This window comes from Pseudarthrobacter sp. PvP004, assembly GCF_017876035.1.
Classification (GTDB): domain Bacteria; phylum Actinomycetota; class Actinomycetes; order Actinomycetales; family Micrococcaceae; genus Arthrobacter; species Arthrobacter aurescens_A.
Genome location: NZ_JAGINL010000001.1, coordinates 4250236 through 4269025 on the forward strand (window position 1 = coordinate 4250236; position 18790 = coordinate 4269025).

At 63.1% G+C, this 18790-nt stretch carries 19 protein-coding genes; 9 read left to right on the forward strand and 10 right to left on the reverse strand.

Annotated elements, in window-relative coordinates; translation table 11 throughout:
• Positions 1–65 precede the first annotated feature (65 nt).
• Positions 66–701 (forward strand): VTT domain-containing protein, encoded by a 636-nt coding sequence (locus J3A64_RS19360; protein ID WP_307807213.1) that lies wholly within the window; start codon positions 66–68, stop codon positions 699–701.
• 31 nt (positions 702–732) lie between these two features.
• On the opposite strand, the gene cls is transcribed toward J3A64_RS19360, so the two are convergent.
• The 3 genes from cls to J3A64_RS19375 are packed head-to-tail and all read right to left on the reverse strand — an operon-like array spanning position 733 to position 3692.
• Entirely contained in the window at positions 733–2199 is a 1467-nt protein-coding gene (cls, locus tag J3A64_RS19365) for a cardiolipin synthase (protein WP_210065435.1), read from the reverse strand.
• Between the two features lie 6 nt (positions 2200–2205).
• A complete protein-coding gene (locus tag J3A64_RS19370) occupies positions 2206–3270 on the reverse strand; it encodes an AI-2E family transporter (protein WP_210065437.1) in 1065 nt (354 codons plus the stop codon).
• 44 nt (positions 3271–3314) lie between these two features.
• On the reverse strand, positions 3315–3692 hold the full coding sequence (locus J3A64_RS19375) for an SHOCT domain-containing protein (protein WP_238324414.1): 378 nt from the start codon (positions 3690–3692) through the stop codon (positions 3315–3317).
• A 317-nt stretch (positions 3693–4009) separates the two neighbouring features.
• On the opposite strand from J3A64_RS19375, the gene J3A64_RS19380 reads away from it, so the two are divergent.
• Positions 4010–5266: a hypothetical protein gene (locus J3A64_RS19380; RefSeq protein ID WP_210065439.1), complete on the forward strand. Its 1257-nt coding sequence runs from the start codon at positions 4010–4012 to the stop codon at positions 5264–5266.
• Positions 5267–5300: 34 nt separating this feature from the next.
• Here the strand turns inward: J3A64_RS19380 and J3A64_RS19385 are convergent, their stop codons facing one another.
• Positions 5301–6056 (reverse strand): ZIP family metal transporter, encoded by a 756-nt coding sequence (locus tag J3A64_RS19385; RefSeq protein ID WP_210065441.1) that lies wholly within the window; start codon positions 6054–6056, stop codon positions 5301–5303.
• Between the two features lie 220 nt (positions 6057–6276).
• Here J3A64_RS19385 and J3A64_RS19390 point away from each other — a divergent pair, with 220 nt between their 5' ends.
• The 3 genes from J3A64_RS19390 to J3A64_RS19400 all read left to right on the forward strand — a co-directional run bounded on the left by J3A64_RS19390 (position 6277) and on the right by J3A64_RS19400 (position 8093).
• Positions 6277–6885 (forward strand): TasA family protein, encoded by a 609-nt coding sequence (locus tag J3A64_RS19390; RefSeq protein ID WP_286176140.1) that lies wholly within the window; start codon positions 6277–6279, stop codon positions 6883–6885.
• Between the two features lie 106 nt (positions 6886–6991).
• Complete coding sequence (locus tag J3A64_RS19395) at positions 6992–7684, forward strand: signal peptidase I (protein WP_210065442.1); 693 nt, start codon at positions 6992–6994, stop codon at positions 7682–7684.
• Positions 7677–8093 (forward strand): Hpt domain-containing protein, encoded by a 417-nt coding sequence (locus J3A64_RS19400; protein ID WP_014923182.1) that lies wholly within the window; start codon positions 7677–7679, stop codon positions 8091–8093. Before J3A64_RS19395 ends, J3A64_RS19400 begins: the two co-directional genes overlap by 8 nt.
• Before the next feature lie 15 nt (positions 8094–8108).
• Here J3A64_RS19400 and J3A64_RS19405 read toward each other — a convergent pair whose 3' ends face one another.
• On the reverse strand, positions 8109–9422 hold the full coding sequence (locus J3A64_RS19405) for an aromatic acid/H+ symport family MFS transporter (RefSeq protein ID WP_210065444.1): 1314 nt from the start codon (positions 9420–9422) through the stop codon (positions 8109–8111).
• Between the two features lie 203 nt (positions 9423–9625).
• Here J3A64_RS19405 and J3A64_RS19410 point away from each other — a divergent pair, with 203 nt between their 5' ends.
• Positions 9626–10366 carry an IclR family transcriptional regulator gene (locus J3A64_RS19410; RefSeq protein ID WP_011776577.1) on the forward strand — a complete coding sequence of 247 codons (741 nt, stop codon included), beginning with the start codon at positions 9626–9628 and terminating at the stop codon, positions 10364–10366.
• Positions 10367–10484: 118 nt separating this feature from the next.
• Complete coding sequence (locus tag J3A64_RS19415) at positions 10485–11672, forward strand: 4-hydroxybenzoate 3-monooxygenase (protein WP_011776576.1); 1188 nt, start codon at positions 10485–10487, stop codon at positions 11670–11672.
• Between the two features lie 136 nt (positions 11673–11808).
• Here the strand turns inward: J3A64_RS19415 and J3A64_RS19420 are convergent, their stop codons facing one another.
• A complete protein-coding gene (locus J3A64_RS19420) occupies positions 11809–13770 on the reverse strand; it encodes an HNH endonuclease signature motif containing protein (RefSeq protein ID WP_210065447.1) in 1962 nt (653 codons plus the stop codon).
• 48 nt (positions 13771–13818) lie between these two features.
• Positions 13819–14169: a MerR family transcriptional regulator gene (locus tag J3A64_RS19425; RefSeq protein ID WP_011776574.1), complete on the reverse strand. Its 351-nt coding sequence runs from the start codon at positions 14167–14169 to the stop codon at positions 13819–13821.
• A gap of 44 nt (positions 14170–14213) precedes the next feature.
• Between J3A64_RS19425 and J3A64_RS19430 the strand changes: the two genes are divergently transcribed.
• A complete protein-coding gene (locus tag J3A64_RS19430) occupies positions 14214–14672 on the forward strand; it encodes a VOC family protein (protein ID WP_011776573.1) in 459 nt (152 codons plus the stop codon).
• Between the two features lie 11 nt (positions 14673–14683).
• Here the strand turns inward: J3A64_RS19430 and J3A64_RS19435 are convergent, their stop codons facing one another.
• Both J3A64_RS19435 and J3A64_RS19440 read right to left on the reverse strand, forming a co-directional pair.
• Complete coding sequence (locus J3A64_RS19435) at positions 14684–15307, reverse strand: hypothetical protein (protein ID WP_210065449.1); 624 nt, start codon at positions 15305–15307, stop codon at positions 14684–14686.
• A gap of 93 nt (positions 15308–15400) precedes the next feature.
• Entirely contained in the window at positions 15401–16285 is an 885-nt protein-coding gene (locus J3A64_RS19440) for a helix-turn-helix transcriptional regulator (protein WP_210065451.1), read from the reverse strand.
• Positions 16286–16451: 166 nt separating this feature from the next.
• Here J3A64_RS19440 and J3A64_RS19445 point away from each other — a divergent pair, with 166 nt between their 5' ends.
• Positions 16452–17834: an MFS transporter gene (locus J3A64_RS19445; RefSeq protein ID WP_210066254.1), complete on the forward strand. Its 1383-nt coding sequence runs from the start codon at positions 16452–16454 to the stop codon at positions 17832–17834.
• An 85-nt stretch (positions 17835–17919) separates the two neighbouring features.
• Here the strand turns inward: J3A64_RS19445 and J3A64_RS19450 are convergent, their stop codons facing one another.
• Positions 17920–18789 carry a class II glutamine amidotransferase gene (locus tag J3A64_RS19450; protein ID WP_210065453.1) on the reverse strand — a complete coding sequence of 290 codons (870 nt, stop codon included), beginning with the start codon at positions 18787–18789 and terminating at the stop codon, positions 17920–17922.
• Position 18790 lies beyond the last annotated feature (1 nt).

Consider the following 18790-nt stretch of genomic DNA (forward strand, 5'->3'; position numbering starts at 1 on the left):
GAGGATTCACCCGGTAAAGGCGATCCGCGTGGCGACTCCAGGACGTAAGGATGATCTTGGCGGCCGTGAGACGCTTGGACGAGGCCCGGGAGAGGGGTTTCACCGTGCAGGCTTTTAAGGACATCATGAGCGCCGCGGATTCCGGGTGGGTCTACCCGCTCGGAGCGATCTTCGTGGCGTTGTCTGCCGTCTTCCCGCCAATTCCCACGACGTCCCTGTTTGTGGCATTGGGAGCTCTTTCAGCGACGGATAACCTTCCGAACGGGTTCTTGTTGGTGGTGGCGATGCTGGCCGGTGCCGTGGCCGGCGATGTGGGGGCGTATGAACTGGTCCGGCACCGGGATATGGCCAACTGGAGGATACTCCGTGGCCCCCGGACCCAGAAGGCCCTGCACGCTTCCCGGGAGCGCTTAGCCAAGCACGCAGCGTCGTGGGTCCTGACGTCCAGGTTCGTTCCCTTGGGGCGGCTCACCATGAACGTGGCCAGCGCCATCACGCCCGTTCCGCGGGGAAGGTTCATCCTTTATTCAGTGGCTGCCGGCATCCTGTGGTCCGCATACTCCGTTGGCATTGGTGCCCTTTCAGGGCTTTTGCCTGGCTTGTCCACCGAATTCGCAGTGGTCATGGCAATAGCATTCTCGCTGCTGCTGGGCAGGGGTATCAGTGCCGGCGTGACGTGGTATCTCCAGCTGGACGACTGACTTAACCCAGCCGGGCTAGTGACGTGAGCGGCTACTGAAGCGACGACGTCAGCCGGGCCAGGTTATCCAGTGCCACGTGGCCCACTGGGCGCCGGAGCCAATCCTCCAGCAGCAACTCCGTGCTGGCCTCCCGGTAGCTGTCTTCAACAGCCCGCATTTGGTCCACGATGGAGCGTCCGTGAACCAGCACGGAGACTTCCATGTTGAGGCTGAACGATCGGACATCCATATTGCTTGAGCCGATCACAGCGACGTCGTAATCCACTGTGAAGTGCTTGGCGTGCAGGACCTGCGGGGCCTTGTACAGGTAGATGCGGACACCGGCCCGCAGCAGAACTTCGTAGTAGGAACGCTGTGCGTGATAAACCATGGCTTGGTCGCCCACTTCGGACACAAAGAGCTCCACGCTGAGGCCCCGGGAGGCGGCCGTAATGATGGCCAACTGGATGGCTTCGTCGGGCACGAAGTAGGGGCTGGTGATGCTGACGCGATGCTCGGCCTTGTAGATGAGCGTGGTGTACAGCTTGAGGTTGTTGTCATTGTCGAAGCTGGGGCCGCTCGGCAGGATCTGGGCGTCGATGAGCTCGGGCGCGGAACCGAGGACAACCGGGGAGGTGTCCAGCGGCAGCAGGGTCTCGGATTCGCTGTACCAGTCAGTGACGAACACGGCGTTGAGCTCGCGCACCACTGGCCCTTCCAACCGCACCATCAGTTCGTGCCATTGGAGCCCGCGCCTGACGTTGCTTTTCTTGTTGTAGGACGCGTCGATGAGGTTTTGCGAACCCGTGTAACCCACCCTTCCATCCACCACCACCAGCTTGCGGTGGTTGCGCAGGTCCGGGCGTTGCCATTGTCCCTTGAACGGTCGGAGGGGGAGCATGGCATGCCATTCGGCGCCCATCCCCTCAAAAGCGCGCAGCATGTCCCGATACGTGGGATCACGCACCGCCGCCAAATGATCGAACAGGACCCTGACCGCCACGCCACGCGCGCGTGCTCTGGCCATGGCCTCGAAGAACGGAGCCGTAGTGGGATCCAACGCCAGAATGTAGAACTCCACATGCACGTACTCCGTGGCGGAGTCGATGTCCGCGATCATTCGATCGAAGCAACCCTTGTAGTCCTCCAGCAACTCGGCCCGGTTGCCGCCCACCATGGGCAGCGCGCCCAGACGGAGGTTAAGTTCGACGGCGGACCGCAGCCAGGCGGGCCACTCCTCACTGTGGCTGACTGCTGAGAGGCCTGGCGTCCGTGCCAGTATGAGCTCGTTCACGGCGCGCTGCTTCTCCCGCCGAGCCTTGGGAAGCTTGCCGCGGCCCACCAGCAGGAACGCCACCATTCCCAGGTAGGGGATGAAGGTAATCGCCAGTACCCAGGCAATGGCGGACGACGGGCGGCGATTGGCTGAGACCATCACCGCCGCGATTGATCCGAGCACGATGTGGAGCGCCAACAAGATCAAGGCGACAACATCGACGTCGTTCAGTAGTCCTTGCATGCCGCGCTACTTGGCGTTCTGCTGCGGTATGACAACCTTCTTGATGATCAGCAGAATCGAGGCTGTGGTGGGGCACGCTATCAGCGCCCCCAGCAGGCCCAGAAGCGTCCCTCCCACCATCGCGCCGATGAGGACCAAGGAGCCCGGGATGCTGATCGCCTTCCCCACTACCCGGGGCGTCAGTACGTAGGCCTCCACCTGCATGTAGACCAGCATGACGAGGAAAACCACCAGTGCAGTTGCGGGAGACGTGAAAAGCGAAACCACTGTGATGATTGCGGTGCTGATCGCACTGCCCACCAAAGGTATGAGGGTGATAGGAAATGCCAGGACCGCGAGTACTGCCGCATATCTCACCCCGGCAACCGACAGGACAATGAAGGTGAAGATCGCATTTAGCAGGGCGAGAATTGACATTCCACTCAGGTATTTACCCACGGAAGCGATGATTGTTTCCGAGATATCAGCGAAAGATTCCCGGCGGGAAGCCGGAACCAGCGCATAAAGGTTGGACTTCATGACCTCGTGCCCGGCCACGAAGTAGAGCGTCAGGACTACTACGAAGATCACGGCGAAGGTTCCGTTGACCACGTTGTAGCCAACCTGCACGGCGCCGCCGCCAATGGCAAGCCACACATTTGGATCCGCGGCCGAGGTTTCCAGCCATTCGAGCAACGGCGACAGTGCTCCGCCCAGGGAGCCGTTGAAGTCCCGGAACCATTCCTGTTCGCCCACCGCATCAAAGCTGGAAGGAAGCACCCGGACCAGCGCGGCGCCCTCCTCCACCAGAATCGGGACAATGAAACGGATCAGCACCACTACAAGCACCAGGAAGCCAACCGCCACAGCAAGGACGGCGCCACCGCGGGAGAGTTTCCAGCGTTCCAGCCAGCGAACCAAGGGATAGAGCCCCAGTGAAATAAACAGGGCCGCAAAGATCAAGGTCAGCGAATACCGCAGCGTGATGACGGCGGAGCCCAAGGCCAAGGCGACCAGTACACCGAGCGCTGCGATGAGGCCGAATCGAAACGGTCCGCTCTCCAGCAGCGGAAATGCCTTCAATCGCGTCATGCGGTCCCTTTCGGCCGTACGGGAATGGCGGACCGTAGCCTGAGTCAGGCCAAAGCGATCTCCTTGAGGCGAGCGTACTCGGCTTCGGTTATATCTCCAGCCGCAAGCAGTGCCTTGGCTGCTTCGATTTGCTGGGTGGGCGATGGGGCTCCGGCGACTTCACGAATGTAATTCTCCGCCTCTTCAACGGATTCCCGGACCCGTATTTCACTGCGTAGGGCCATGCCCTTCCCGCGCATGATCACGTAGATCAATGCGGAGATAAAGGGAGCCACAAACAGGCACAGGATCCACAATGCTTTGACGCCACCGCTGAGGGCTTTATCGCGGAGAAGATCGGAAATGATCTGAAAGAGGAGGATCAGGTAAGCAATAAAGAAAAAAGCAACAATGATGCTCCACAACGATTCCAAAAAGCTCATGGTGTCTTTCCCATCGTTCATTCGGCCCGGGCTGGACCGCCGTCATCCGGCACGGGAACCGATCCCCGGCAGGACCACAACACCATTCTCAATTCGCTGACGCCCAACTGTGCGTGCCTTCAGAGGATAGGTAACGATTGAACAGAAAGATCACCCACTAAGGGTGAGCGCCGGGTGGCCCCGGCTCGACCACGGGCAGCCCTGGGGCCTGGGCGCCGGTCGGTCACAAATCTCCCGTAGCACGGCGGCTGCGGACTGCATCCAACGGTCCGTTACGCTGCTCAAAGCCACGCCACTCCGCACGCTTAGGGCCACCAATGACGCACTCTTTCGCAGCCGACAACGCCGTCCCGCAGTCGGAAAATCCGGCGGAATCGTCGTCGGAACCTTCGCTCCAAACAGGCGGCGAACGCACCGCCGCCGGCACCGCCCTGGGAGCGTTTGGAATGGCCGCCGTCATCGGTGGATTCGCATTTCTCCTCCACATGCTGGCGCAGCATTCGCCGGGGCTTGGTCCCGGCTACGAGGGCTGGGCACAGGACACCACCGTTTCGTCGCTTGCCGCCCTGCGCTGGTTCTTCGGCGACATGACCGAGCCCCTGTTCTACAAGTCCGATCTTGCAGCGCTCGGACTGCTCGCGGGTGCCACGGCTGCGTGGTGGGCCGGCCGACGAGGCGCGAAATGGGCCGGCACGCTCAGCTACGGCACAGGCCTGTGGCCGTGGGTCCTGACCTCGGCGTCACTGAGTCTGATGCTGTCCAACCTGGCGTTCGGATGGATGCTCGACGACGGGTGGCAGCCAACATTCGTGCCGTTGGTGTGCGTCGCCCCCGCCATGGTTCTTCTCTACGGGGCGGGGTGGCGGACCTGCATCACCGGCGCTGTCCTGGGGGCAGCCACCACCACACCGCTGGCGTTGCTGTTCATCCCTACCGTCTCTGCGCCGCTTGGCCTGCCAGCCGTGGTGGCGTGTGTCCTGGCTATGTCAGTGGGGTCGGTCATCTCGTTCATGCTTGCCCGGCGGCTGCCGTGGCTTGTCCTGCGGGAGCCTCGGCCGGCGACGCAAACCGAGCTGCCGCCGTCGGGCCCTATCCCGAAATTTCTCAGGGACGTCCAGTGGGCGGCGCGTCGGGTCCTCAGGGACTTCACCGAAACCCACTTCTTTGCCAACGAACTCGCCGGCGCCTGCGTGATCCTGGCCGTGGGCGCGGCGTTTGTCCTGAACCCGGGGTTGTCGTCGTACGGAACGGGCCTGTTGCCACACATACTGTTTGCCCAAGCGCTGACGTCGGCCATCGGCGTCACGCTATGGAGTGGTTGGTACCGCGACGGCGGGTGGGCGGCCACCTACGCGTCCGTCGTGTCAGTGGCTCCTGCAACAGTCCTCGCGTACGGCGGCTCCTGGACGGCGATGGTGGGCGGGGCCGTAGTGGGTGCGGTCCTTGCGCCGCCTATAGCCAGGGCCATATCCGCGTGGCTGCCGGCCGGATTCCATCCTGTCATCGGCAATACAGCGGCCATGGCAATCTCGACGGCGGTTGCCGTGCCGGTGCTTGGGCTGCTGCCCTTCTAGACCCAGCCCTCCCCGCTCATGCCGGTGCAGCGCGTCAGCCGCCCACGTGATGAATGGTGAAGGCACTCAGGAAGCCGACGGCGGCAGTCAGCCCGGTCAGGTTGTGATGCTCCTCGAAGGCCTCGGGAATCATGGTGTCGGCGAGCATAGCAAGGATGCCGCCTGCGGCGATGGCGGTGATGAACGCGATCACGGTTTCCGGAGCGTTCTCCAATGCGGTGTACCCCAGAAGTGCAGCAAGCCCGCTGAACACAGCGATGCCGATCCACGTACCAAAGACGTACGCGGGGCTGCGCCCGGCCTTCTTCATTCCTGCCGTGCTGGAGAGCCCCTCGGGAACATTCGAAATGAAAACGGCGGCGAGCATGGCGGGGCTGACTGCTCCACCGGCGAGGAGTCCGACGCCGAGGACCACGGATTCGGGAATGCCGTCAATGAGGGCACCTACTGCGATGGCCGTGCCGCTTCCGGGGGAGTCTTTCTCGGAAGGCTGAGAGCCGCCGGAGCGTTTCCTATGCTTGGCGCCGGCACGGGCCAGCAGGGCGTTGGAGCCCACAAAGATCAGGGCGCCTAAGAGGAAACCGAGGACTGTGGGGAGCAAGCCGCCGCCCTCCACGGCTTCGTCAACCAACTCGAACGCCAACGCTGAGATCAATACGCCTGCGCCGAATGCCATCACCGTGGACACGATCTTGGGCGGTACTTTCCACATCCACGCGATGCCCGCCCCAAGGACCAAGGCACCGCCGGCAAGAGTTCCCCACATCAAGGCCTGCAACCACATTGGCATTTGTCCTGCCCTCTCATCGGCCGTTCATGTGCACCATGAAGTGTTGCACATGGCACCTTGTGTGACTGCTGTAAGTCTTGAGGGTTTCCTGAGGAACTGTTGACCGAACACAGGATTGGATCTTGATTCTGGCCCGGCACAGTAGTTCTTGTCAGCCAGAGAGGCTGAAAAAGAACGGCCGGCCGGACCCGCGGTGGCCTCCCGAAAGGACCATACTCAGATGGCCATCAGCCTCAAGACCACCTCCGGCAAGATCCTCGCTTCCGTCGCACTGGTCGGCACCGCAGCCGCCGTCGCCGGCATGGGCACCTACGGCGCGTTCACCTCCTCCACCTCCGCCTCCCAGGCCGTCACCGCAGGCACCGTCACCATCGCCCTGGGCGCACCCGGCCCCGCGAACACCCTCAACGTCCCCGTCACGGGCCTGCTGCCCGGCGACAAAGTCGAAAAGCTCGTCACCCTGGCCAACACCGGCAACTCGGACCTGAACAACGTCACCCTCACCACCTCCGCCGGCGCCACCGCCTCCCTGCTCACCACCGATGTGACCAACGGCCTGCAGCTGACCATCGAAAACTGCTCCGTAGCCTGGACCGGCGCCGCTGCACCCTACAACTGCACCGGAACCAAAACCACCGTCCTGGCCTCCGGCCCGGTCATCGCAGCGAACAAGGTCCTGAACAACCTCACCTCCCTGACCTCGGCCAAAACCGACAACCTCAAAGTCACCACCGCGTTCCCCACCACCGCGAACAACGACTTCCAAGGCGCCGCATCCACCATCGCCTTCGCCTTCACCGGCACCCAACGCACCGAAACCACCAAGTAAGCACTGCCCCAGAAACAACAACAGCCCCGCCGGGCCTGGTCGGGCGCCCCCCTGCCCGATCAGGTCCGTCGGTAGACCCACCCAGCCACGGAAGGAACGCCAGGCAATGAGCGCGCTGAGCACCATCTCAACTCCCGCAGTCCATGGCCGGCGTTCCGCCGGGAAGGTTACTGCCGCCGTCGTGATTCCAACAGGAACTGCGGCCTCAACTGCAGCCAACGGCAAACCGGGTGCATTCCGGCGGGTCGCCGGCAAGGTAGCCAGGGGAATTGGTGCGGGCATGCTGATCCTGGGCGCAATGGTGTTCCTGTTCCTGGCGATCGGACCACGGATCCTGGGCTACCAAACCTCAACCATGCTCACCGGCTCCATGGCGCCGCTGATCAACCCCGGCGACGTCGTCGTGACCGTCCCCGCCCCCGTCACGGACATCAAAGTGGGCGACGTCATCACCTACCACATCCCCGTCGAAGACCAGCGGGTGGAAACCCACCGCATCACCGAGATCACCACCGCCGCCGACGGCGGAGTAGCAGTCCAAACCAAGGGCGACGCCAACAACGGCATCGACCCCTGGATCGCCACCCTCCAAGGCAAAACCGTGGACAAACAAATCGCCACCATCCCCTACGTCGGCAACGCCATCCGCACCCTCCGCGAACCCATCGTCATGAACACCCTCATGTACGGCGCACCCACCATCCTGGTCATCGGAATGCTCGCCTCCATCTGGACCAAAAACCCCAGCAAATCAGCGCCGGAAAGCGTCGCAGCTCCCCAGGCAGCCAGCGGTGAGTAAGGACCCGGACCCAACGCCGGAGGCAACAGCCCTTGAACCGTGCAAGCTGACAGTGCTGGCTGACGAGTTGGGAGACTCAACACCAGCGCTCCGTTTTCTCTCCACATATCTGTCCATGCTGCCCGGCCGGATGCTGAGGATCTCCAACGGCTTGTGCCGGCACGACGTCGACGCGAGCATGGACGCCATCCTCAGCCTCAAGGTTTCCTCGGCCATGGTGGGCGCCCTGGACACAGAAGACCAGTGCCGGGCCATTGAGCTGATGATCCGGGAAGACCACTTCGACTCCGCAGTGGAGGCATTCCCGGCGCTTCAGAACTCTACGGACCGCTGCTTCGCTGCCGGACCGCAGTTGCTGGGGAAAGCTCGGGAGTCGCTCTGCCAGTCGATGATTCCTCGCACGACTTAGCGGCCAACGTGGCGTCTAGTGGTCTACCGGCACACTGGTGTCAGCGGTCTTGACCTCATGCGGCACCACGAATAGCGCGGCCACTGCCAGGATCCCGGCTGCGGCGAATACGTAGAACCCCGCGGGGTAGGCGATGTTCGCGGCCACCAGGGTCCCGGTCACGGCAGGCCCAACGATCGCACCGAGCCTGCCCACTCCTGCTGCGAAGCCCAGTGCAGTTCCGCGGAGGCGGGGCGGGAAAAGCTGGCTGACCCAGGCGTAGACCAGCACCTGTGAGCTGAAGACGAAGACGCCGGTGACGAACACCGCAGCGTTGAGTAGGAACTCGTTCTGGATCTTGACGCTCAGAATCGCCAGGAACACCGCGGACAATCCAAACCACATCAGCACAATCTTCTTGGTCCCGTGCTTGTCGGCCAGAACTCCGGCGAGGAAAAGACCCGCCACGGCGCCGAGGTTCAGGACCAGCAGCAGCGTCAGGCCCGTGCTCACGGGGTATCCGGCGGCGGCCATCAATTGCGGCAGCCACGTGTTCAGGCCGTAAACCAGCAGCAAGCCCATGAATGACGCGATGCCGATGCCCACGGCAACCATGGGATAGGGCTTCTGCAGGAGGTCCCGGAAGCCTGTCTTTGGCTTGGCGACGGTTGAATGCTCGACGCCGGTTGTTGCGTTCGCGGATTCGCTCGGCTTTCGTTCGGCAGCCCTTGGCGAGCCGGCCTCTGCTGAGCCGGTCTTCACGGGCGTTACTTCACGGAGCGATTCAGGCAACTTGACCCACAAGAACGGCAGGAGCACGAGGCCGGCAACGCCACCGATGATGAACATGAGTCGCCAGTTCGGAACGATGAAAATTGCCAGGAGTGCCGTTGCAACAGCGCCAACGTGGTACCCGGTCATGGTCCGTGTGGTGGACTTGCCCGCGGATCCGGCCGGGGCGTAGTCGTTGATGTAGGCCAAGGCGGCAGGGAGGCAGGCGCCCAAGCCGAGCCCGGCCAGCATGCGAAGCAGGGAGAAGACGGCGACGTTCGGGGCAAAAGCAACTCCGATGGTGAACAGCGAGAAGCTTGCCACGCAGGCGATCAGCAGTTTGCGGCGTCCGAACTTGTCGGAGAGCGGCGCGATGAAGAGAGCGCCGAGGCCCACGCCCACCAACGAAATGGTGGCTGCGAAGGTGGCTCCGACGGCGTCGAATCCAAGCTCGCCGGTCTTGATGAGTGTTGGGATGACGGTGCCCAGGACCACGAGGTCGAAGCCGTCCAGGACCATGGCCAGCCAACAGAGCCAAACAGGCCATTGGGAGCGGCGGGCAGATGACATCGTTGGCATAGCGTCCTCGGTACTTCTCAGTGGGCCCGACCGCTGAACGGTCGGTCGGTCATTCATGAGAGTTGTATCACCGCATGATGTTGTCTGGCACACGTTCTACCATTGAATGGAAGATGCTTTGGGGTGTCACGTCATATTGAAGACGAGACACTAAGCAAGAAGCCGTGGCTAGAGGCAGTGACCAAGAGGCAAGGGAGCGTATCGTGGCCAACTCGGCATCCGGCGATTCTGTGGTGGACCGCGTGGTGCGATTGATCGAGGCCTTTCCGGAAGGGGTGCCCTCGCTGCAGCTGAGCGAGCTGGCCCACCGCGCCGGACTCCCGCTTTCGTCAACCCATCGCTTGGTCCGGCAACTTTCCGAACACGGACTTCTGGATCTTGGGGCCGGGGGGACTGTCCGCTTGGGGCTGCGTCTGTGGGAGCTCGTGAACCGGAATTCGCCCACGCTTGCCCTCCGGCAGGCAGCCATGCCGTTCATGGAGGACATCCAGCAGGTCCTCAACCAGAATGTGAACTTGGCCGTGCTTGACGGATGGGAGGCGCTCTTCGTTGAGCGGCTTTCCCGGCGGGGATCGGTGGCCAACAGGGCGCAGATCGCCGGCAGGATGCCTGTCCATATTTCCTCAGCAGGGCTGGCCCTGATGTCACACCAGTCGCGTGAACTGCAGGCGGAGTACCTGGAGCAGTTCGCGGATCCGTTCGGAAAGGTGACTGCCGACGTCGTGCGTCATTACCTGGCCGAAGCGTCGCAGCAGGGGTACGCGCAACTGGCTGGCGTGGTGGACCCGGACACGTGGGGCATTGCCGTGCCGGTGATGAACGGTAAGCGACGCACGGTGGCGGCGCTCGGGGTAGTTGTGCCCCTTGCGGAGATGCGGCTCCAAGCGCTTGTGCCCGCGCTCCAGACGGCGGCTCGAGGGATAGGGCGCCAACTCGCCGACTAGATCTGCTTTCCGTTCAACGGAATTGTTGTAACGCTCATCACGAAACCCGGGCCACACTAATTCCAGACTCATCCCCGCTTCCGAGCAAGCCGGGATACGCAACGAAGCGAGGAAAACCATGGCACGCACAGCTATCACCACTCAAGTCGCCATCATGGGCGCTGGCCCCGCCGGGTTGATGCTCTCCCACTTGCTGGCTCAGCAGGGCATCGAATCGGTGGTGGTGGAGATCCGTAGTCGCAAGGATATCCAGGAAACGGTCCGCGCCGGAATCCTCGAGCATGGCACTGTGAACCTGCTGGTTGATTCCGGCGTCTCGGACCGGGTGCTGCGCGAAGGCGACCGACACGACGGAATCGAACTGCGATTCAACGGCGAAAGCCACCGCATCAACTTCAAGGAACTCGTAGGCGAATCCGTGTGGCTGTACCCGCAGACGGACGTTTTCATGGACCTCGCCGCCAAGCGGGAGGCCGACGGCGGCGACGTCCGTTACAGCGTTACGGACACCACTGTGCACGACCTCGAAGGCAAGCCGAAAGTTTGGTTCACCGATGCCGAGGGCCAGGAGTTCGAAATCCAAGCCGATTTCCTGGTGGGTGCCGACGGGTCGCGCAGCCACTGCCGCTTCCAGATCCCCGAAGCCAACCGCAAATGGTACTTCCACGAGTACCCGTTCGCATGGTTCGGAATCCTGGCCGAGGCCCCGCGCAGCGCCGACGAACTCATCTACGCCAACTCCGAGAACGGTTTCGCCCTGATCAGCCAGCGCACCGAAACCGTTCAACGCATGTACTTCCAGTGCGACCCCAAGGAGAACGTGGCCGACTGGGACGACGAGCGCATCTGGACCGAGTTCCGCAAGCGAGTCAACGGCAACGGGTTTGAGCTCAAAGAAGGGCCGGTCCTGGAAAAGATGGTCCTGCCGTTCCGCAGCTTCGTCCACACCCCCATGCGACACGGCAACCTCTTCCTCGCCGGCGACGCCGCGCACACCGTCCCACCCACTGGCGCCAAGGGCCTCAATTTGGCGATACACGATGTCAAGGTGCTGTTCGAAGGCTTGGATTCGTTCTACTCAAGCGGCTCCACTGCGTTGCTCGATTCCTACAGCGACCGCGCCTTGGACCGTGTCTGGAAAGCCCAACATTTCTCGTACTGGATGACGTCCATGCTGCACACCGTGCCCGGCGCCGACGACTTCGACCGCGCCCGCCAGCTTGGTGAGCTGCACTCCGTTGTGACGTCCGAGCACGCCAAGGCATACCTGGCGGAGTCGTACACAGGTTGGCCGACCTCCCGGTAATCCTGGTGGAGGCAGGCCGGGTGCTGCACTAGCAGCACCCGGTGACTCACTGGCTGTTGGTTTGGTGGCTCGCTGTATCAGTGAGTGGCTGAATCGCCGAAACAGCAATCCGCTTCCAGCTCTTCCCACCTTTCGCTCATGTCTTGTGGGGTGTGTGGTGGTGGTTGCGTCGGGGTGTTTGGTGGGGGTCGATGTGGAGTGGGGGGATGAACCAGGGGATGCCTGTTGTCATGTCGATGCGCCATTGCTCCTTGTGGATGAGGTGGTGGTGGTGGCTGCAGAGCAGGGTGCCGTTGTTTGTGCCTGTGGTGCCGCCGTGGGACCAGTAGGTGGTGTGGTGGGCTTCGCACCAGGGTGCGGGCATGGTGCAGTCGGGGAAGGCGCAGCCTTGGTCGCGGGCGGTGATGGCTTTGCGGATGTGGGGTGGGAAGATCCGGGTGGTGCGGCCGATGTCCAGGATTTGGGAGTCGCTGCCGAGCAGGACGGGGAGGATGTCGGCGTCGCAGGCGATTTTGCGGATGGTGTTCGGGTGGATCGGGCCCAGGAATGTGGCGGTCCCGGTGCTGAGCCGGTTCCCGGAGCCGGGCTGGGTGGGGCTGAGTTGGAGTTGGTCGAAGAGGTCGCGGCGGTCGATGGTGACGGTGACTTGGGGTCGGAGGCCGCCGTTCGACGGGAGTTTCCCGGTGCTCATCGCGACGCTGCACGCACCGACGAGGCCGTCGAGGAGTTTCTGGGCCCTCGAGCGCCGGTCCAAGTCGGGGCCGGCTAATCCAGGTCCTGTTCCATGCGCCGCTCGGCCGTCGGCGCCTGATCCGTCGGGGTCTGTTCCGTCTGTGGCTGCTCCGGCCGGGGCTCCCGTGCCAGGTTCGTCGTCCGGGCCGCCCTCGGCTGTGGTGGTGAGTCGGGGGTTGGTGGCGGCGTTCATGGCGGTGGTGAGGGTTTCGTATTGTTCGGCGGTGGCGAAGATTTCGAGGTGGTGGAGTCCGTGGCGGCGTCGGCGGCGGAGGAACGCGCCTTGGAGTTGCCGGAGTGCTTCTTCAGTGGGTTCGGGGCCGTCCTGATCGATGAGGTCGGTCCAGCGTCGGGCCATTTTGGTGACGAAGTCGGGGTCGGTTTCGATGGCGGTGGTGGTGAGGGCGTGTTCCATGTCGGTGATGGTCCCGGGTTCTGCGAGGTGCCGGACCTTGTCCAGGGCGGTACTGATGATCGTCGCGGACCGGGAGGGCACCAAAGCCGATCCGATGGCGTCGGCGAGGATTTCCCGCCGGGCCGGGACGTCCTGCCCGGTCACTCCGACCTGGGGGAGGACCTCGGCGGCGAGGGCAAGCCGGCGCCGGGCCTCGCCGATACCGATCCGCAACCGTGCCCGCAAGAATTCCGCCGCGTTCCGATACCCATCATCCAAGGGATTGGCGGATGCCGTCGCCGTCGCATTGCCCGCACCCGCGACGGCCGTACTGGGATGAGTTGCTGCTCGCGCCGGGACGGTATCCGCCGAGGCTGAAGTTGCGGGAACCGTCGAAGGCCCCGCCGGTTCAGTCCAGCCTGTCCGCCATTCCGGCGCTGCCGCCGACACCCCCGGCTGCGCATGCTGTGCTTCCGTCCGGGTTCGTTCCACGGCGTGCGCCGCAACCACCTGCAAATACTCCACGGATCGCGAGATCTCCTCGACCCTGCCGGCAAAATCCGCGGCCTCAACAAACCCAAACAGCCGGGCCTCCGCGGCAGCGGTCGAGCGCATCGATTCCAACAGGGCAGCCCCCTGGCCGAGCGCCTGAGTCAGCCCCGGGACGGTGCCGGTGCAGCCGCTGCGTGGTTCTAAGTCCTCACTCGATGTAATTGATTTCGTTGGCGAACCTTGTTTTGAGCCAACCCTGCGGTCCCGCTGGAACTCCGAGGAGTTGGCGATCGACTCCAAGCCGTGAAGCAGCTCAGCGCTGAGTGGGTTGCCCGCAGTGGAGGCTACCGCCGTCGAACGCTTATGACCGATTGCGATCTCACCGGGCACCGCTGTCGTTCTTAGGGGGATGCGTCCCGGCAGCCCGTCGGCACCGGACGAATCCGCCCGCCGCGCCAATGTCTGCCCAATGCCTTCCATAAATCAACAATGTCATTTGGGTCCATCAGGCATCAGCCCTCATCGCCGCTATGTGGATAAAGTGCGCAGTTCGTCGATCAGATGGTCCAAGGACGCGCGGTGGCGCTCGATCACAGCGATGTTGTTGCTGAGTCTTGCCCGTTCGCGCAGGAGGCGGGCCTGCAATTCCGATGTCCGCTTTCCAGGATCAGTGATGCAGGGCAGGAGTTCAGTCATTGCTTTGCTGCAGAGTCCGGCGTCGAAGAGACGCTGTATTAACCCGACGCGCTGAACAGCGTCGTGGCTGTAGGTCCGCTGCCCGGATTGTGAGCGCAACGGACTGAGAAGGCCTTGATCTTCGTAGTAGCGAAGTGAACGCACGCTAGCCCCGGTCGCTGCAGCGAGTTCGCCGATACGCATAAGTATTTGCCCCTCACGTTGGTGTCAGGTCCTACGGTACAGACATGACAAGTGAACCAAGCCCAAAGTCACCGGTCCGGCAGTTGCGCCTCGTCGTGGAGGCTGAGGATTACGAGGCTGCATTGATGTTTTTCCGCGACACCCTGGGCCTGTCGGAGCAGGCTGCTTTTGAAGGGGAAGGGGACGCCCGCGTCACCATCTTGGAAGCCGGCCGAGCCACGCTGGAGATTTCCAACCCCGCGCAGGTGCGGCTGATCGACCAGGTTGAGGCCGACGGACAGCCCAGTGCCAAGATTCGAATCGCCTTCGAAGTGGATGATTCCGCCGCGGCCACTAGAGACTTGGTCGAAGCAGGAGGCACCTTGATTGCTGAACCCAGGGAAACCCCGTGGAAGTCGTTGAATTCGAGGCTCGAAGCACCCGGCGGGCTCCAAATCACGCTGTTCCAGGAGCTTGAATCCATCGAAGAACGTAGCTCGAAGCCTGGTTTCAAACGCCCCTGACCGCTCGTGGCCTAACCGGTGACTCCCGTTTGATGGTCGATCCCCGCTTGGTCCACCTTCCGGTGGAAGCGCATTCCGGCCTTGCCGCCTAGAATGGCGCCGATGAGGGGCACGATGAACGCGATGGCGAGGCCAATGATGCCACTGGCGGTCATGAGACTTCCGTCGACGGGGATCTGGGGCGCGCCATTGAGATCGCTGAGGATGTTGAACTGGCTCCCGGCCACAGTCGCGAGGATCGCTACGATGATGGCGACGATGATGCCCCATAGCCACACCGCGAGCCCTTGCTTCGCTCCGTCGAAACGGGCCATGCGTCCGGCCACGTAACCACCGCAGTAGTACGCCAGGAATAAGACGATTGCCAGGACGATGCCGCTGACGATGCCCAGGGTTTCTGCGTTCTGTTGCGCCTGTTCCGCTGCTTGTTCGGCGGTGGAAGAATTCGCTGCCCCCACGCCGACGCCGATCGCGGTGGCTAAGGCGCTCAGCAGGACAGTCATCCCGATTGCCGTCAGCCAGCCAAAGAAGGCCGAGCCCCATTTGATGCCGCCAAAGCGTTCTTTCTCGGCAGCGACCACGTCGTTCCTGCGGCCCCTGGGTGTGCTTGACCCTGCGATGTTTCTGTCTGCCATGTCAGCTCCTTGTCCGGATGCCTGGGCTTTGGCCTTTCATAGTCAAGCAAAACATCCTCATCAGCGAGAAAGCAAGGAGGCTTACTATTTTTCTCAGCGGTCGATTTCAGCCGCGCTGCTCAGCGCGCCTTCGAAATCACCCGCACCTTGGAGAAGCTGCAGGGCCGCCGCTCCCGGAGATCCCGGGTCTGCGGCATAGAGGAGGACCCGGTGCCCGGACTCATCCGGCGGCGTAAGTACCTCGAAGTTCAGCTCCAGATGACCCACTTCCGGATGCTGCATGTATTTCACTCCGGACATGCAGTTCTCCACTGGATGCTTGGCCCAGAGCTTCGCAAACTCCTGGCTCTTCAAAGTGAGCTCACCAACCAGGGCAGCCAGTTCCTGATCATCGGCGGACTTTCCTGCCACCAGGCGCAACGACGCTACTGCACGGCTGGCCTCCTCTGGCCAGCGCGTGTACAGCTCCCGTGTGTGGGGGTCGAGGAACAACAGCCGGGTCATGTTGGGACGCGAGGACGGGGTCTCCGGGGCGGCGTATTCCAGGTGGCCGGCGACGAGCCGGTGCCCCAGGGCATTCCACGCCAGCACTTCACTTCGGCGACCCAATACAACGGCCGGGGTACCGGACATGGACTGGATCAGTCGCAGGGTCCCGGGCCGCACTTTGTCCGGTTTGAACGGCATGCGCCGCTTCGCCTTTCCGGGGCGCGCCAAGTTGAAGAGGTGCGCGCGCTCGGCCTCGTCAAGGTTCAGGGCACGGGCGATCGCACCGATCACGGCTTCTGAAGCATTAGTGCTGAGGCCCTGCTCCAACCGTGTGTAGTACGTGGTGCTGACTCCGGCGAGCATGGCCAGTTCCTCCCGTCGCAGGCCAGGGACGCGCCGGATGCCGTAATTCAGAACGCCGACGTCATCTGGCTGCAAGGCTGCCCTGCGGACGCGAAGGAACTCCCCAAGTTCACTGTGTGTACCCATGCCCCCATTGTTCATGTGCTGGCCGGCATTGTCCTGTCACTGCCAGTGGTACCCACAACGGGGTGTGGTTGCCAAACACGAACACGGCCATGCTGGGGGCATGCCAACATCCAACAAAATCAGTCATCCCCACGTCGAGCCAGTAACAGGCGTAGCCAAACAAGGCATGACCACCAGGCAGCGGCTGGCGCTCATTGTCCTCCTGGCTGCGAGTTTCACGCTGGCAGTCGATTTCTCCATCCTCAACGTCGCCCTGCCTGCCATCGGCTCAGACGTGGGCTTCTCGCTGGAAAACCTCCAATGGGTGGCAACGGCTTTTGCCCTGTGCGCAGCCGGCCTCACGTTGCTTTTCGGGCGCGTAGCGGACCTGGCGGGACGCCGGAGGATGTTCCTGATCGGCATGGCACTGCTCGGGGTAGCTTCCCTGGCTGGTGGCCTCGCCACTGAACCGGCGTGGCTGCTGCTGGCAAGGGTTGGCCAAGGCATCGCGACAGCCATGGTGGTACCGGCTGCGTTGTCGCTGTTGCTGGTTTCGTTCCCGGAGGGCCCTCTTCGGGACAGGGCACTCGGGCTCAACGGCTCCCTGATGGCTGCCGGATTCACCACGGGGGCAATCCTTGGTGGGCTGCTGACCGAGCTCCTGAGCTGGCGGTGGGCGTTCTTCATCAATGTTCCCGTTGCGGTAGCAGTTCTCCTCATCGCACCCGTTGTACTCGCCGAAAGCCGACCATCGTCCAAGGTCCGGCTCGACGTTCCCGGCGCCATCACGGTCACGCTGGGCTTGCTCACCCTGGTGTTCGGCCTCACCCATGCCGCCGAACACTCATGGACCGAGCCTCTGACGCTAGGTGCGCTTGCGGCCGCCGTCGTTCTCTTTGCCGTGTTTGCCAGGGTTGAAAGCCGTGCCCCGCACCCGCTGGTGCCCCTCGGCATCCTCAAGCGTCCAAGCGTGGCGTGGGGCAACATCGCCGGGGTTCTGGCGTTCGTCACCGAGACGTCGCTGGTGTTCCTGCTGACCCTGTACCTGCAACAGGTCCTCGGCTATACGCCGCTCGCGGCGGGTCTTTCCTTTGCCGTCCTGGGCCTGGGCACCGTCCTCGGCGGCGTGCTGGGGCCAAGAGTGATCGCGAGGGTGGGCAGCAAGAGGGCAATCGTGTATGGGTTCGTGGTTCAGGCAGTGGCTACCGGAGCGTTGGTGTGGCTGAGCTCAGATCCGGCCTCCTTAGGGCTGTTGCTGGTGGCGACATTCATTGGGGGTGTCGCCAACCTGGTGGTCATCGTCGGCTTTATGGTGACCGCCACGTCCGGGCTGCCCGACTCTGATCAAGGAATGGCCACGGGTCTGGCCACCATGAGCCAGCAGATCGGCATCACCATGGGCATTCCGGTGATGAGCGCGGTATTCACCGCCCAGCTGGTGGCTATCGGCGCATCGGACGCTTCCGCCGTGCTCAGCGGCGTCACGGTGGCGGTGGGGGTGAATGCGGCCATGTGCGTCGCGGCTGCCGTGGCCGTTGCGGTGTTCCTCAGGAAGCCGGCTTCCGCCTGACGCCGCGCAAAGGCGACAAACGCACGACGGCGGAAGGTCGCCGTCGTGCGTTTGTCGCGTTGGGAACGGACTGCAGAAGTGGCGGTCAAGGCTGTTGCGACGCCGCCGCGGTCGGTTCAAGATCGGCGAGCGTGAGCAGACGCGCAGGAGCATCCGGGAAGGGCGCAGTGGAGGTAACGGCGAGATCCGGGCCCACGTGAACCAGCTCGCCGGATTCCATGGGCCGCCAGCCGGGGTTCGGGTCCATGGGTTCGGTGGCGAAGAGGACATGCGGAGAACGGGAGAGCTCGGTGCTCTTCGAACGGATTCGCTTGCTCCGAGCATCCAGCGGAGCGGACGGATCAGGTGCCGCAGTTGGATCCCTTTCCAGCACATACAAGGGGTGGGTGGCCGGGTACCTCAGCGCCCACATGTCGGTTGCGGTGGTGAGGATGAAGTTGAGGCTGAAAACGGGTAGATCCCTGGCAACCCAATTGATGGCCGCCGCGATGCCTGCCCCCACGTCCCCGTCGGCCCGCCTCGTTTCCGCCGTGATAAGCGCGAAAAGGCGTTCGCTGTCCGACTGACCCAACACCAGGTCCATCACGCCGAGCTCGTTGAGTCGCTGGTCGAGTTGGTCCAGGCCGTGAAGAACGCCGTTGTGCGCAAACAGCCGCCCGTCCTGCTCGAACGGGTGCGTGTTGACCATGGTGAGCGCGCCTGTGCTGGCATACCGCACGTGGGCCAGGAACGTTGTGCTCTTCAAGTCCCTCGCTTCACGGGCGAAAGCGTGGTCCTCCCATGCGGCCAAAGGCTGTTTGGCCACGTGCGCCTTGCCGGCAGAATCGAACGTGCCTATGCCGGCGCCGTCGGGCTCCCGCCGGCTTTGCGCGGAAAGGCTGTCCGGGGCGTCCAACAACCAGAAGGTGGCCCGCACCGGCCGGGGACCGGCGTGGAGCCCGAAGAGACGGCACATA